The organism is uncultured Lamprocystis sp. (genome assembly GCF_903933125.1).
Taxonomy (GTDB): domain Bacteria; phylum Pseudomonadota; class Gammaproteobacteria; order Chromatiales; family Chromatiaceae; genus Thiodictyon.
On the sequence record NZ_CAIZIZ010000421.1, the window covers coordinates 18,447 to 32,691 of the forward strand.

The window sequence follows — 14,245 nt, forward strand, 5'->3', positions numbered from 1 at the left end:
CGCCAAGGGCGCCTATGGGCACCAGTGCCAGCTCTCAATCAGGCGCGTTGCCCTGGCGTCTGCAAACCGGGCTTGGCCGCACATATTAACGGTCACTCAAATGCTCGCGCGCAATTCCGCGCGCATTCTTTCCAAGAAAATGCGCGGACAATGCGCGCCGCTCATTTCTGCCCGAGATCGAGACGGTAACAGGCCGAGCGCCCTGCGCCGTCGAGCAGGATCTTCGGGGTCTCCGCCCGCAGCTCCAGCATCAGGCGCACCACCTGGTTTCTGTCGTAGTGGGTGATCTGCCGGATCTCCTGATTGCTGAGTCCAGGCCCGCCGCGGCGCGCGCGATCCTTCAGGACACTGAGAATACGGGTCTTGGCCGCCTCCCAGGCGATGCGCCGGTCGCGCTCGGGATGGCCGGGGCCGGCCAGTTGACGGTGCAGGTCGGGACGTAGCGCCCAGTAGGTGCCGCGCCCGGTTCCGCCGCGCTCCAGATAGCCCAGGCCGGTCTCCATGTCGTTGAGCAGCTCGCGGGCCTCGGGCTCGGTGCGCTGGCACAGGCGCGCCGCGGTGGCCGTGTCCAACTCCGGATGGCCGAGCAGATGATGGAGCACCAGCAAGTGCTCCACGCTCAGGACGCGCCCGGCCTTGCCCTCGTCCGCGACGAAGAGCCGGAAGGGGGCGGAGATGGGCTGTTTACGGAACCGGACCAGCACGGATTCGCCTTGCTCGGCGAGGGTGGGCGGGGCCTTGCCCTCCATCAGCATTGCCTGAAACATGCGACGCACCCCCAGGTTCATGCGATTGACCAGGCGCAGACGCACCAGGGCGTTGACCAGCAAGGGGTTCCGCGGGACCGGGCGATGGCGCAGGATGTTCTCCGGCGAGACACCGCCGATGAATCCGCCGGCATTGGCGATCTCGATAAGGTCCGGGTACTGGCTCACCAGCAGCGGGCCGCCGACGCGGAAATCCTGGTGGCACAGGGCGTTCATCAGGGCCTCGCGGAGTGCGATCTCCGGATAGGCGCGGTATTCGTGGTGGAAGAGCCCAAGTTCCAGGGTGCTGATGGGGTTGTCGGCCATGATGCGGTCGAGGATGCGGTTCAGGGCCACGGGCAGGGCATCGTTGCCGTCCACGCGGTCGCTGTAGCCCAAGTCGCTCGTCATGCGCGCATGGGTCCAGACATAGCGCGGCAGGTGGCGGCGCAGGGCGTCGGGGTGTCCGGCCAGGAAGAGACCGGCGAAGGACAGCCGGCCATCCCGGAGCAGGTCCAGCGCGGCGAGGAGGTCGTGGTCGGAGAGATGCAGCAGGTCCTCCGGGGCGCTCTCCCGGCGCGCCGCATCGCGCAAGTGCTCCATGGCGGCGGCCGAGAGCAGGTCCGCCGGGCGGCCTTCGACGTGCCCGGCGGTAAAATCGGTCTCGCCGGTCTCGACCAGGACGCGGCGGCGTAGGCTGCCCGTCATGGGTTGGCAGTCTTTGCCGATGCGCACCTTGGCTCGCCCCTGGCTGTCGGTATAGGGCGGCAGGCCGCCGTAGACCTGCATCAACAGCAGGCGCCCGGTGCCTTCCGGCACCATCAATTCCTCGAAGACCGGCGTGAGCCGCGGGTCCGTGCGGTCATAGACGGCCTTCAGCAGCAGGTTGATGTCGATCTCCGCGGGTACGCCCAGGAGGGCGGCCGCGCGGCCTACCACCCGGTCGCGTACCCCGAAGACCACGGTGCCACCGCCACCGTTGGCCATGCAGACGGCCATTTCGACCACCTGGTCCACGGCCTTCTCGCGGCTGCGCTCGGGCCACTCTTTGAAGTCGAGGTCCTGATCCTCCAGGGCATCCGCGGTTGCTGCGTCCAGCTCAGGCAGCAGGGCCTCGATGTCGCGCAGGGTCCGGGGCATGCGACCTCTACTCCTTGGGATCGATCAGGAGGGCGCTGACGGTCCGGGAGATGGTCGGCGAGGTCATTGTCAGAAAAACTCCTGCGATCTGCTCGCAAACTGGGCGTGTAGTCGGTCAAGATGATACCCCGTCAAGTCAGGCTCCGGCGATCACACCGGCTATCACTATCAGTGAGTGTCCTGGGTCAGGTCCTGCGCCACCTGTTGTCCTGACCGGGTCAGACGGTATTGCTGTCTGGGACTCTTCGGCGTATCGGGATGTGTCTGCTCCAGCCAACCAGCGGCGAGCGCCGGTTGCAGATAATCGTAGAGAAAGGTTGGGCGATGGGATAATCTTAGCAGCAGCATCAAAGACTTGGCCGAGTAGCAGCCGTCCCCCATCGACGCGAGCAGTCGCCGAACTTGTTCGGTAGCTTGTGCGGTTGCTTGTTCGGTCTGGTGGGCACCCAGGGCCTTCCGGATCACACCCAACATGAAGGCGATAAAAGGCGTCGATGCGCCCTCGTGGGTACTGTCAGCCAGCGCCCGATAATAGTCGCCCTGATGGGCATGGACGATGCTCTCGACTGGCAGATCGGCAAACAGCGGTTTCCAGCGGCTCAGGATCAGGCTTTGCCAGAGCCGACCCATGCGCCCGTTGCCGTCGTCAAAGGGGTGGATGAATTCAAATTCATAATGGAAGACGCAACTGGCGATCAGTGGGTGGACCTCGCACCCGTGCAGCCAGCCGAACAGGCTCTCCATCAAGCCGCGGACGCGACTGGCGGGTGGCGCCATGTGGACCACCGCGCTACCCGACATGACCCCGACACCACCGCTACGATAAGCGCCAGGCCGATCCACCAGGCCGGCCATCAGCAGGGCATGGGCGGCGAGCAGGTCATCCTCCAACGCCGGGTTCCAGATCGCGAACCGGTCGTAGGCCAGCAGTGCGTTGCGTACCTCCTGGACCTCGCGGGGTGGGGCAATCACCCGCTTCCCCTCCAGGATCGCGGTGATCTGCTGCTCGCTCAAGGTATTGCCTTCAATCGCCAATGAGCCCTGAATGGTACGGATACGATTGACGCGCCGCAGCCGCAGGGCGGCGGCGGAATCCCCGGCCTGGGCATACTGGCCGACCTGCTCGGCGATGTCGGCGATGAGCGCGACGATGGCGGGGGTGATCGCGAACGGTGGTGAATAGGGGGCGATCATGGGCTTCGACTCAATCCCGCATTGCGCAACTAGTTGATTCTATCTCGCCGACGCGTCTCAGTACCGTCGCGATCACCTGCGCCGAGATTCGGAAGTCGGAGCCGTGCAGACGGGTAAACGCGTCCCGCGCCGAACCGATCAGCCCCCGCGTCTTGGCCATCCCGATGATCGCCGCGGTGCCGGCCACGGCCAGGCTATGCTCCATGGCGACCGCACGGCCGGCGCGCTCGTCCATCAACACCAGGCTGGCCCCGGGGTGAGCCAGGGCGAGGCGAATGCAGGCGGCTTCTCCCTCATCGAGGTCAGGGAGCACCAAGTCGCCTCGCTGGGCTTGTTCTTGAGTCCGCTGACGTTGACGGTCTCCATGCCTAGCTCCCATGGGAATATCTGATGGGCATAATCTTAGCAAAGGCACGCGCCGCTTCACCTTGGGGAGCGCTGTAGCGCGACGCCTTTTTTGGAGCACGCTGGTGATGATGTGGCACGGCACCTTTGCGCGAGAGTAGGACGCACAGATGCCCCCTGGGGTGCTGGCCGCGGCCTGGATGGCGTGACGGAAACGTGACGCCGTCAGGTCAGGTGCCGCTCCCGCGTGTCTTTCGCAGTCACAGTAGCGTGGGGCAGGATGTGCTAAAGTGTTGACTCTAAAGCGTTGTTTTGGCGACCGCGTGGCTACGAACCAGGGGGTCGGGAGTTCGAATCTCTCCGGGCGCGCCAATTAAGACAACGGTTTAGACTCAATCGGGTGTAGGCCGTTTTTGTTTGCGCAACCGGGTCTCGTGCGCGTGAAAGTAGGGGACTGCGCCGACCAACGGATTGTCGCCTAATGCAGTCATCGAGGATCTGACGTCGTGCGTGATTGGTCTGAACTCTGGATGTGGCGCACCGCTTTTATCCTGTGCGTGCTCAGCGTCCTGACGTTGGCTTTGTTGCCCGACGCTGCGCCGCTGATGCTCGTCAGCACAGGTTGGGACAAGGCCAACCATGTCCTGGCTTTTTTTGTACTTGGTATGCTGGGCTTGAGGGCATTTCCCGGGGCTGCGTGGCGGGTGGCAGCGGGCCTGTTGGGGTATGGCGCACTGATTGAGTTACTACAGGGTATGACCACGTGGCGCACGGCGGAGTGGCAGGATTTGCTGCCCGACTTGATCGGAATCACGGCTGCGCTGGGGGTGCTTGCTGTGCTGCGGCGTGCGCCTTGTCGGGGGACATGATCGGGCGCGCTGAAAAAGTGGCGCGGGCCGCCGTCACTGTTCAGGCGCAGCCGGTTTGTGGCTGTACTTGGTGAGCCGGCACCTGGCTGTCAGGAGCGGTCCCGATGGTCCATGTGGCGGTCTTCGGTCAGGCTTGTGGCGCAGTCGCGGATTCCAGGTGATAGGCCATGTCAACGATCGCTCGACGACGACGTCAACACACCCGATCTCGTCGGCCATCCGACAGCGGGAAACCCGCAAGCTGAACCCTGAAGGACGCCCGCGCCACACATGAAACTCACCCTCGCCGACACCATAAATGCCTCTAAATGCCGGCCAGGTCGCGGCTGGAACTCGTCGCGGCCGGGGCCGCTCCTACAGCGTAGGAGCGGCCCCCGGCCGCAATGGGCTGCCGCAAGGGCTGGTGGCCGGATTTATGATCAAGGCTGGCGCGGGCCTTGATCACGGTTCCGGCCACGGGACATCGTAGGGTGGACAAGCGCCGCACTGCGGCTCGCGCTTGTCCACTACGGCCGGAACGATGATTAAGGCCGCCGGCAACAGCCATCCGCTCAATGAGCGCCGCCGCGATGTCCTCGCCGTGACAATGTCGCGGCAGGCGCTCCCATCGGGATCAGGCCGCGCCGATCACCCCGCCGTCCGTGCGGGTGATGACGATGGTCCCCGAGCGCGGTCGTGCTCCGCGGTCGGGCCAACTGCTCACCGCCGTCGGGTTTTCACTGGTTCCACCCTCACCCGGATGCTGGATATTTACGAACAGGGCACGGTTGTCGGGTGTCGCGGTGACGCCAGTGACCTCGCACCCCCTGGGACCGGTCAGGAAGCGACGCGTCTCGCCGGTCAACGGGTCCGCGCAGAGCATCTGATTGGTTCCGATCCGCTCGTTCACGCCACCCTCGGCATAGCTGGACTCGCTCGTGGTGGCATCGGTTTGAATCCACAGCCGACCGGTCGAGTCGAACCAGAGTCCGTCCGGGCTGTTGTATTCATCGCCGAGGATGTTGCCCTTGAGCTTGTCGACGCTTTGCGCCCGGTCACCGGCCAGGGCGAAGATGTCCCAGGTGAAGGTGAGAGCGGTGTTGTCTCCGCCAGCTTCGTGCCAGCGAATGATATGACCGTAGACGTTACCCGAGCCAAACCCCTCGCCGGCGTCACCGCCGCGCGGGTTGGCCGTGTCTATCGGGGGTCGAGCCGAGCCCGCGTTGGTCGTCGGGGTGTTGACCGATGCCGGGGTGCGGCCGCGGTTGCTATTATTGGTGAGGGTGCAATACACGGTCGAGCGTTTGAACGGATGGGCGCTGATCCACTCCGGCCGATCCATCATGGTCGCACCCGCCAGATCCGCTGCCTGGCGGGTGCGAATACAGATCTCCGCCTGGGTCCAGCCCGCCAACGCGGGATTGTCGGGTGTCAGCTCGAGCCACTCACCGCTGCCATCCTCATGGAAACGGGCCACATAGAGGGTCCCCTCGTCGAGCAGGTCCATGTTGGCGCGACGCTGATTCGGGTCGAAGCGCCCCTTGGTGACGAACTTATAGATGTACTCATTACGCTCATCATCACCGGTATAGACGACCACCTGGCCATCAGGGGCGACCACCAGTTCGGCGTTCTCGTGCTTGACGCGCCCCAAGGCGGTCCGTTTTTTGGGCGTGCCACGCCGATTGAAGGGATCGATCTCGACCACATAGCCGAAGCGATGCGGTTCATTGGGATTGAAATCGGCACGGAAGCGCGCGTCGACCTCATGCCACCGGTACCCGACACCTTCCTGGGTAATGCCATAGCGGGATTGGCCGGCGAGGATTTCGAGTTTTTGATCTTCACCCGGAACGCTTTCGACATCGCCGGTGGGATTGGCGAAATAGCCGTTCCAGTTTTCCTCACAGGTCAGATAGGTCCCCCAAGGGGTGCGTCCACTCGCGCAGTTGTTCAGCGTGCCCAGCACCAGGGTGCCGGTCGGATCGGCGGCGGTTTGCAGCAGCGGGTGGCCGGCCGCGGGACCCGACAGCAGCATCGGGGTGTTGCCGTGGATCCGGCGGGCAAAGCGTGACGGACGCTTCACTTCCCAACCGCCCGTGACCCGATCGACCCCGATCTCGATGACGCTCACGCCATGCGCATGCTGGGATTTTCGGGCCTTTTCCAGCGACCAGTTCTCCATGCCATCGGGAAACAGGAGCTCCTGATCGTTATACTCATGATTCACGCACAGGATGCCGCGATAGCCCTTTCCCTTCTGCGGGAATGCGAAGAACTTCATGCCGTCGTGGTGGTCACCCGACTGCAGCGTCTGCTCCTCGGCGGTGTTACCGGCATCGTCCTTCCAGGCCGGCGCGCCTGGCGTTTGGCCGAGCGCGCCGATTGGATCACCCCAGGCATAGAGCACCTGGTAGGTGTAGCCGGGCGGCAGACGCACATCGTCGAGCAGACCCGCGGCGAGCGTGTTGGCTGGAATCCCGTCGAAGCCGATGCCGCCAAAGCCGGGGCGCGGTGGGATCGAGGTATCGTATGCACGCGCTTCACGCAGACCGCCCGGAACGGGAATCCCGAGAAAACCAAGTGCCGCGGCGCTCAACCCACCGATCAGGAGTTGCCGACGTTTCATATTGACCGCGACGATCTCATTGAGATGGCGGTTTCCGCTGACATTACTGACACTATCTTCTTCATTGGACGAGCGCATGACAATCCTCCCGGCGTGATCGTGACAGCCTTGACTGATGTTGGCGGGAAGGGCTGGCAACACGTGCCTCGATCCCGCGTCACGGTACAGTCTAATGTCTGATCATTACAGTCGGATTAAGGTCGGGGGCGTCGCGATCGGCGTCGGACGAGATCCGAGACCGTCGCCTGGTGATGTATCGCCGTCGGAAGGGATAACCGGATGTGGGGGCGGGTTTCAAGCCCGCCTTTACGCCAAGGGTCGGTCCGTATATCAGGTACGAAGGCGATCAATGCGGTCGATATGTCATCAGCTTCGCTTGGGCGCCGGCGCTCATGGTTGCGGTTCTTTGGTGTGCCAGCTCTTCGCGTTGGCCCGCTGTTCCTCGGCTTGGGCTTGCTTTTTCGCTTCCTGTGAACGCAATTGCGCCTCCCGCTGCGCCTGCTCGGCCCTTGCTTGCGCCGCGCGCGTAACAGATTCAGCCTCCAAGGCGTCTTTCCTGGCGCGGCGCTCGATGTCGGCCGTCCGGGGGCGGCGTCCGCTAAGGAGGTCACGCTCCCGACGCAGTTGCGCCTGCTGTTCGAGTAGCGTGGCAAGTTCTTCGCGAGCCCATCGCTTGCGGATCGGTGATGCGTCGCCACCCAGGTCGTCGCGCAGATTCCGTTCACCGCGCGCCAAGGTGCGGAGCTGTTCCTTGATGTCCCGCAGTCTGGCGTGATGATCCGGGTTTGCCGCATCGCGCCGCGGCGTTTTATGCCGGCCCTGTTCCCGCTCCAGCCGCTTGACCTGCTCGATGGCGGAGTAGGGGTTGTCGTCGGCCGTCCGGCCGGAGGCGCGCCGAGAGGGTCGACTCTGGATATCCAACTCGTCCGTGGCGACGCCGGTGGGGCAGGGTTCGTCCGAGAATCCGACCTCTCCTGCCGCGTTGGTGCATCGGTAGATCGCTGCGGTGGCCGGATTGGGGCTGTTCAAGGCGGCGATGCTGATGCCGAGTGTCAGTACCAGAGACATTGATGAAAGGGGCTTGGCCATGATCCAGATCCTTGTTGCGTTGTGACATTGCCAACCGGATTAACGATAGCAGACCGCCGTGAGACCGGCTTCGCAGGATCGGCAATCGGTCCGGCTGTCGGACCCCGTGGATCTTGATCGTCGTCAGGTTCGACCGGGCTTGCTCGCTGTCTGTATCCGGGCTACATTCGAACCCTTATCGTACCTGGGGCGGTCGGTTTTCTTGCCTTGTCGCGGCCGCCGGCCGCACCGCCCGCGGCTGCACACGCAAGCCCGTGCCGGGTCTCACCGAAACATGACGCAGACTGCATGTCCACCACTGACACCATTACAGAAACACAGAAGATCCGGGGCGACGCCCTGGCCAAAGACGTTCGCCAGGCGGTTGCCGCGCGTGCCGCGGTGCTGACGGCAGCCGGTCTCAAGCCGAAAATGGCGGTGATCCTTGCATCCGAGGACCCGGCGTCGCTCAGCTATTCGCAAGCGAAGCAACGCACCGCCGCCCAACTGGGTATCGAACTTGATATCCATGACCTGGGCAGCGATACCACGCAGGAGCGACTGGAGGAGACCTGTCGGGCGCTGTCGCGGGATGTGACGGTGCACGGCATTCTGTTGGAGCTGCCGCTCGCCCCGCACCTTCACGGCGACCGGGCATTGGACCTGATCGCGCCGGCCAAAGATATCGACGGCATGACGGCCTACAGCATGGGTCTGATCGCTACCGGACGCGAGGACGAGGCGCTGACCTCGGCGACGGCGCAGGCCTGCATCATGCTCGCGGAGACGCGGGGCTCAGTGGCCGGCAAGCAGGTGGCCGTCATCGGGCGCGGACGCACCGTCGGCCGACCCCTGGCCAGTATGCTGGTGAATCGCCATGCCACGGTGACCGTGTGCCACAGCCGCACCCGTGATCTCGCGGCGGTGGCGGCGGAGTGTGAGCTGGTGTTCGTGGCCATCGGCCGGGCCCATCAGATCGGGCGCGCGCACGTGCGGGCCGGCCAGATCCTTATCGATGCGGGCATCAATTATCTGAACGGCAAGCTGGTCGGAGACCTGGACGCGGCCGCGGTCGAGGGCCTCGCCGCGGCGCTGACGCCGGTTCCCGGCGGCGTCGGGCCATTGACCTCCGCGCTGATTTTTCAGAATCTGATCCACGCGGCAGAGAGACAACAGGCTGATCTTACGACGCGATGAACACCCCAATCACCGATTCGACCGATGTGACCGACACGCTCTGGACGCAGTCGCTGCAGGACTTTTTGTCCGCCACCGCGAGTGCCCAGCCCACGCCCGGCGGCGGCAGTGTCGCCGGTGTGACCGCGGCCTGCGGCCTGGCTCTGGTGGTGATGGCGCTGGAGATTTCCGGCAAGCGCAAGGACGTGGCGTTGCCCGCGCAGATCAGCGCGCTGCTGGCCGAATCACGCCAGGTGATGGCGCAGATCGCCGGTGCGGCGGATGCGGATATCGCGGCCTTCCGCGCCTACATGGCGGCACTCAAACTGCCGAAGGACACGGATGATCAGAAACAGCAGCGCGCCGAGTCCCTGCAGGCCGCGGTGATCCGCGCGACTGAGTCACCGCTGCAGGCGGCACGGTTCATGGTCGCCGCGCTGCATCTGGCGACGCGGGCCCTGCCGCTCACCCATCCCCATGTGCTGAGCGATGTCGGGGCCGGCGCCGGCATCCTGGAGGGCGCGCTCAAGGCCGTGCTCTTCAATGTGGACATCAATCTTCCCGGCTTGCGGGATGCTGCATTCCAATCGGCGTGCGGCGCGGCCCGCGTCCAATTGGCCGAGGAAGGTTCCCGGCTCGCGGCGGAGGTGCTGGCAACCGTTTCGCGCGGCCTGGGCGGCCCGGCCTGAGTTTGGCGCTCATCCCCATGCCCACCGTCATCGACCCACCCGCCGCCACCGACAACGCGGTGCAGCGCATCCTGCTCGAAGGGGTCTCCTGGCAGCGCTTCGAGCAGTTGTCCGCCTGCTTCGAAGACAGCCGCGCGGTCCGCCTCACTTACCTCGATGGGAGCCTGGAGATCATGTCGCCGATCGGGCCAGAGCACGAAACGCGCAAGATGAGCATCGGCTATCTCCTCGAGGCCTATCTGACCGCGCAAGGGATCCGCTTCTATGGCCGCGGCGGCTTCACCCTGAAGCAGCCCGGCCGGGCCGCCGGGGAGCCGGACCAGTCCTACTGCATCGGCGCCGACAAGTCACTGCCGGATCTCGTCATCGAGGTCGTCATCACCCACGAGGCGCTCAGCAAGTTCCCGCTTTATCAGGGGTTGGGGATCCCGGAGGTCTGGCTCTGGCGCAACGGCGATCTGGAGGTCTATCTACTGGAACCCGACGGCTACCGCCGTGACACCCGCAGCCGACTGCTGCCGGATCTGGACTTGGCCCTGCTCGCCGCTCATGCGCGGATGCCGGACCAATACGACGCGGTGCAGGCGTTTCGGCGCGTGATCGCTTAGGCGAGATACTCCGCCTTGGCAAAGTCGTAATTGAGTTCCGTACTCGGCAACTGGAGATAATTGCCCTGCAGAAAATCCGGGCGGCAGTTCCAGACACGCGCGATGGTGTCCGGGTCCTCGATGCCTGCGGCGATGACCGCCGACCCCAGGTCGTGCAGGTCACGGATGATCCCTGCCAGCACGCCCTGCTCGGAATTCGTCAGGGTATGGGTGGCGAGCTTGACCAGGGAGACCGCGAATTCAGCCAGAATCTGCCGCTCGGCGGGGCTGCCGGAGTAGTCGGCGATGCAGACCTGGACCCCGTAGTTGCGCAGGTTGGCCATCAAGGGCCTGGCCGTGTCCAGGTCGCCCAGGATCTCGCCCATCCGCAGCGCCAGCAGCGGCCGTAAGCGGATCAGGTTGCGCTGGACGATCTGGTCGCGAAACCACTGGAGCCACTGGGGCGCGGCGACCGCGGTCAGTGTCTGATGGACGAGCAGGCGCAGCCGCGGGTGCGCGACCCGCTGGACGTCCATCACGTCCATCGCGTGCTGCATCACCCAGCGGTCGATCGTCGGCATCAGCCCGGTCCGTTCGGCCACGGGCAGGAAGTCGTGGGGTGGGATGTGCTCGCCGTCCGGGGCGCGCAGTCGCAACTGGACTTCGTAAAGTTCGCCCGCGTCCTGGCCCAGCGACAGGATGGGTTGGAACAGCAGCATCAGTCCCTGGCGGCCAATGGCGCCTTCAATCAGCGTGCGGATTTGGGCATCCGCCTGCGCTGGCTGCCCCGGTGTGACCGCCGGCTCCCAGAACTGTACCCGATTCCCGCCGGCCGCCTGGGCGGCCATGGCAGCCTTTTGCCCGCGCGAGAGCATGGTGAGCGCGTCGTTCGCCGCGGGTGCGAAGCGTCCGATCCCGATGCTGACGGTTGTCTTGTACTCCGTGGCCTCCGCCGGCGACCCTGTGCGATCCGCCGACCCGGTGTCAGCGAGCAGGTGGCGTAGCCGCTCCGCCAAGTCCAGCAGTGCGCGTGTATCGTCGCGTTTGGCCAGCAAGGCATAGCTGAAGTCCCCCAGCCGTGTGGCGCACTCCTCGGGCGTCATGCGGTTGCTGAGTTCGACCTCCAGGCGGCGCGACAGTCGATCGGTCCCGTCGAAACCGAGCCGGTCGAGGGTCGCTTGCGGCGAGTCGATCTCGATCAGCAAGAGTCCGACTTCCCCCGGAGTCTTGCTGGCGCGCACACAACGGTCCAGGTGCCGCATGAAATGGTCGGTCTGAAGCAGTCCGGCGGCGGCATCGCGGCGACTGACCGCCAGCCGGCGCTCGCGCAGCCAGCGGGCCATGCGGATGCGGTGGTCAATCGAGTCGACCAGCAGTTTGCGCTGGACCGGCTTGGCGAGAAAGCTATCGCCGCCCACGCGCAAGGCATCCATCTGCCGGTCCAGGTCCAGCTCCGAAGACAGAAAGATGATGGGCAGATCGAGGAACGCGTCCTGATCACGGATAATCGCCGTAAGCTCGTCGCCGTTGGCGTCCGGCATGTAGAGATCCATCAATACCAGATCCGGCCGGAAGGAGCGGATCGCGTCCAGGACCTTGAGCGGTTCGCCGACCACCTGCGATTCGATGTTGGAATTGCGCAGCAGCAGGGCGACATACTTTGCCTGGGCCGGGTCATCCTCGACCACCAGGACACGGTAGCGGCTGGCGCCGTCGATGCCGCTGAGTTGAGCCACCCGCTGCGCCAGATCCCCGGCGGACACTGGGTCCAGGTAGACGCCTTGGGCGCCGGCCCGCATAGCGTGCAGGCGGGTTTCGATGGCCTCCTGCGCGGCGATGCACAGGAGTTCCGGGCGTTGCTCCGCGTTGGCCAGCAGGCCGTTGAGGAAGGGTTCCAGGGTCGTGCCGGTCGGGATTTTGCTCATCTCCAGGATCAACACCGCCGGGGCGGTCTGCGCGGTCGCCGCGGCCAAGGCGTCCGGGGTGGCGAATATCCGCAGCGTCAATCCCTTCTGGTTGATGAGCGAACCCAGGTCGAGGCACAGGGCCGTATCGTCACCCAGGTAGTAGACGTGGTTGTTGGGTATCCGGTGCGTCATGGGAGTTGGCATCTCGTGAACCTCGATGCAGTCTGCTTGGTTTCCCACGGCCGAAACGTGCCTGCACGCCGGCCTTCCTGCTGTCGCTAACCGACAGACCGCGCCTTTTCCGCGGCGTCCGCGGCGCGTAGTGGCTGTCGGCGCGTGCTTAAGGTAGCACGTTCGGGCCGTTGGTTTGCGTCCTGGCGGCCCCGGCGGGCCTGCCCGACCGTGTATTCGCATCACGGTGGTTGAAATCCGCCGACGATTTCTATAGGTTTCCCGTTTGAAACCTGCTGGGGGTGTCCGAACCGAGCGTCGGGCTGAGAGAGTCCCTTTGAACCTGATCCGGATCATGCCGGCGCAGGAAAGCAGCCGAACCCTCGTCGGAACCCCGCGTCGCCGCGGTCCCGCCCGCCTGTTCGCTGCCGCTTTCCGTCCCGCCGGCCCTTGGCCGACCGATCAGCCCCGGCGCTGGTTCCCCGGAATTTGAACAACGGCGCCCCAGCGCGCCCGCTTGCATCGCGAGGACATCCATGAGCGCCATCCCGAAAACATTCGTCCAGAAGACCGCGCAGTTGTCGGACGAGGTCACCCAGCCCTTCCCAGGGTCCCGCAAAGCGTATGTCCAGGGTTCGCGGCCGGACCTGCGCGTGCCCATGCGCGAGGTCAGTCTCACCCCCACCCAGGCCAGCCAGGGGATCGAAGAGAACCCGCCGGTGTTCATCTATGACACCTCCGGCCCCTACACGGACCCGACTGTCCACATCGACCTGATGGCCGGCCTCCCGGACCTGCGTTCGGCCTGGATCGAGGAGCGCGGCGACACCCAGCGCCTCGCCGGCCCCAGTTCCGAGTTCGGGCGCCGCCGTCAGGGGGACGCGGGTCTGGCGCATCTGCGTTTCGCGCATCTGCGCACGCCTCGCCGCGCCAAGCCGGGCGGAAATGTCTCCCAGATGCATTACGCGCGGGCGGGGATCATCACCCCCGAGATGGAATACGTCGCGATTCGCGAGAACATGCAACTGGATACATTGCGCGGCGATCCGCGTTATGCCAAGGTCTTGCGCCAGCACCGGGGTCATTCCTTCGGCGCCAGCCTGCCGGAGACCATCACCCCAGAATTCGTGCGTGCCGAAGTTGCCCGCGGGCGCGCCATCATCCCGGCCAACATCAACCATCCTGAACTGGAGCCCATGATTATCGGGCGCAATTTCCGGGTGAAGATCAATACCAATATCGGCAACTCCGCGGTCACGTCCGGGATCGAGGAGGAAGTCGAGAAGATGGTTTGGTCGGCCCGCTGGGGCGGCGACACCCTGATGGATCTCTCGACGGGTAAGAACATCCACGAGACCCGCGAATGGATCCTGCGCAATGCGCCAATGCCGATCGGCACGGTGCCTATCTACCAGGCTCTGGAGAAGGTCGACGGCAAGGCCGAGGAACTGACCTGGGAGATGTTCCGCGATACCCTCATCGAACAGGCCGAGCAGGGGGTGGATTATTTCACCATTCACGCCGGAGTCCTGCTGCGCTATGTGCCGCTGACCGCGGACCGGGTGACCGGCATCGTCTCGCGTGGCGGCTCCATCCTGGCCAAATGGTGTCTGGCGCACCATCGGGAGAACTTCCTCTACACCCATTTCGAAGACATCTGCGAGATCATGAAGGCCTATGATGTCGCCTTCAGTCTGGGTGACGGACTGCGTCCAGGGTCCATTGCCGATGCCAACGACGCTGCT

11 protein-coding genes and 1 riboswitch are annotated in these 14,245 nt (G+C 64.8%); of the genes, 5 read left to right on the forward strand and 6 right to left on the reverse strand.

Going from position 1 to position 14,245, the window contains the following annotated elements; genetic code table 11:
- Positions 1–161: 161 nt before the first annotated feature.
- The 3 genes from QZY03_RS22440 to QZY03_RS22450 all read right to left on the reverse strand — a co-directional run bounded on the left by QZY03_RS22440 (position 162) and on the right by QZY03_RS22450 (position 3,393).
- Entirely contained in the window at positions 162–1,886 is a 1,725-nt protein-coding gene (locus QZY03_RS22440; RefSeq protein ID WP_295584743.1) for an RNA-binding domain-containing protein, read from the reverse strand.
- Between the two features lie 168 nt (positions 1,887–2,054).
- Positions 2,055–3,080 carry a Fic family protein gene (locus QZY03_RS22445; protein WP_295584746.1) on the reverse strand — a complete coding sequence of 342 codons (1,026 nt, stop codon included), beginning with the start codon at positions 3,078–3,080 and terminating at the stop codon, positions 2,055–2,057.
- A 10-nt stretch (positions 3,081–3,090) separates the two neighbouring features.
- On the reverse strand, positions 3,091–3,393 hold the full coding sequence (locus QZY03_RS22450; protein ID WP_295584749.1) for a DUF3368 domain-containing protein: 303 nt from the start codon (positions 3,391–3,393) through the stop codon (positions 3,091–3,093).
- A gap of 538 nt (positions 3,394–3,931) precedes the next feature.
- Here QZY03_RS22450 and QZY03_RS22455 point away from each other — a divergent pair.
- The gene (locus tag QZY03_RS22455) at positions 3,932–4,294 is read left to right on the forward strand and encodes a VanZ family protein (RefSeq protein ID WP_295584752.1); all 363 of its coding nucleotides are present in this window, start codon (positions 3,932–3,934) and stop codon (positions 4,292–4,294) included.
- Positions 4,295–4,907: 613 nt separating this feature from the next.
- Here the strand turns inward: QZY03_RS22455 and QZY03_RS22460 are convergent.
- Together QZY03_RS22460 and QZY03_RS22465 are read right to left on the reverse strand one after the other, a co-directional pair.
- Complete coding sequence (locus tag QZY03_RS22460; RefSeq protein ID WP_295584754.1) at positions 4,908–6,980, reverse strand: PhoX family phosphatase; 2,073 nt, start codon at positions 6,978–6,980, stop codon at positions 4,908–4,910.
- A gap of 312 nt (positions 6,981–7,292) precedes the next feature.
- Positions 7,293–7,991 (reverse strand): DUF4124 domain-containing protein, encoded by a 699-nt coding sequence (locus QZY03_RS22465; RefSeq protein WP_295584756.1) that lies wholly within the window; start codon positions 7,989–7,991, stop codon positions 7,293–7,295.
- Between the two features lie 288 nt (positions 7,992–8,279).
- Between QZY03_RS22465 and QZY03_RS22470 the strand changes: the two genes are divergently transcribed.
- The 3 genes from QZY03_RS22470 to QZY03_RS22480 are packed head-to-tail and all read left to right on the forward strand — an operon-like array spanning position 8,280 to position 10,443.
- Complete coding sequence (locus tag QZY03_RS22470) at positions 8,280–9,167, forward strand: bifunctional 5,10-methylenetetrahydrofolate dehydrogenase/5,10-methenyltetrahydrofolate cyclohydrolase (protein WP_295584758.1); 888 nt, start codon at positions 8,280–8,282, stop codon at positions 9,165–9,167.
- Positions 9,164–9,835 (forward strand): cyclodeaminase/cyclohydrolase family protein, encoded by a 672-nt coding sequence (locus QZY03_RS22475; protein ID WP_295584760.1) that lies wholly within the window; start codon positions 9,164–9,166, stop codon positions 9,833–9,835. Before QZY03_RS22470 ends, QZY03_RS22475 begins: the two co-directional genes overlap by 4 nt.
- A 17-nt stretch (positions 9,836–9,852) precedes the next feature.
- Positions 9,853–10,443, forward strand: coding sequence for a Uma2 family endonuclease (locus QZY03_RS22480; protein WP_295584762.1), 591 nt, complete (start codon positions 9,853–9,855; stop codon positions 10,441–10,443).
- Here QZY03_RS22480 and QZY03_RS22485 read toward each other — a convergent pair.
- Positions 10,440–12,533 (reverse strand): EAL domain-containing protein, encoded by a 2,094-nt coding sequence (locus QZY03_RS22485; RefSeq protein WP_295584764.1) that lies wholly within the window; start codon positions 12,531–12,533, stop codon positions 10,440–10,442. The two genes, QZY03_RS22480 and QZY03_RS22485, sit on opposite strands and share 4 nt — an antisense overlap.
- A 255-nt stretch (positions 12,534–12,788) precedes the next feature.
- A riboswitch (TPP riboswitch) is annotated at positions 12,789–12,887 on the forward strand.
- Positions 12,888–13,036: 149 nt separating this feature from the next.
- Between QZY03_RS22485 and thiC the strand changes: the two genes are divergently transcribed.
- On the forward strand, positions 13,037–14,245 hold a 1,209-nt coding region (thiC, locus tag QZY03_RS22490), incomplete at its 3' end, for a phosphomethylpyrimidine synthase ThiC (RefSeq protein WP_295584766.1).

Coding starts and splice junctions, on each gene's coding strand:
- QZY03_RS22440 (WP_295584743.1), bottom strand. CDS start 1,886: ATGCCCCGGACCCTGCGCGACATCGAGGCCCTGCTGCCTGAGCTGGAC.
- QZY03_RS22445 (WP_295584746.1), bottom strand. CDS start 3,080: ATGATCGCCCCCTATTCACCACCGTTCGCGATCACCCCCGCCATCGTC.
- QZY03_RS22460 (WP_295584754.1), bottom strand. CDS start 6,980: ATGCGCTCGTCCAATGAAGAAGATAGTGTCAGTAATGTCAGCGGAAAC.
- QZY03_RS22465 (WP_295584756.1), bottom strand. CDS start 7,991: ATGGCCAAGCCCCTTTCATCAATGTCTCTGGTACTGACACTCGGCATC.
- QZY03_RS22470 (WP_295584758.1), top strand. CDS start 8,280: ATGTCCACCACTGACACCATTACAGAAACACAGAAGATCCGGGGCGAC.
- QZY03_RS22475 (WP_295584760.1), top strand. CDS start 9,164: ATGAACACCCCAATCACCGATTCGACCGATGTGACCGACACGCTCTGG.
- QZY03_RS22480 (WP_295584762.1), top strand. CDS start 9,853: ATGCCCACCGTCATCGACCCACCCGCCGCCACCGACAACGCGGTGCAG.
- QZY03_RS22485 (WP_295584764.1), bottom strand. CDS start 12,533: ATGCCAACTCCCATGACGCACCGGATACCCAACAACCACGTCTACTAC.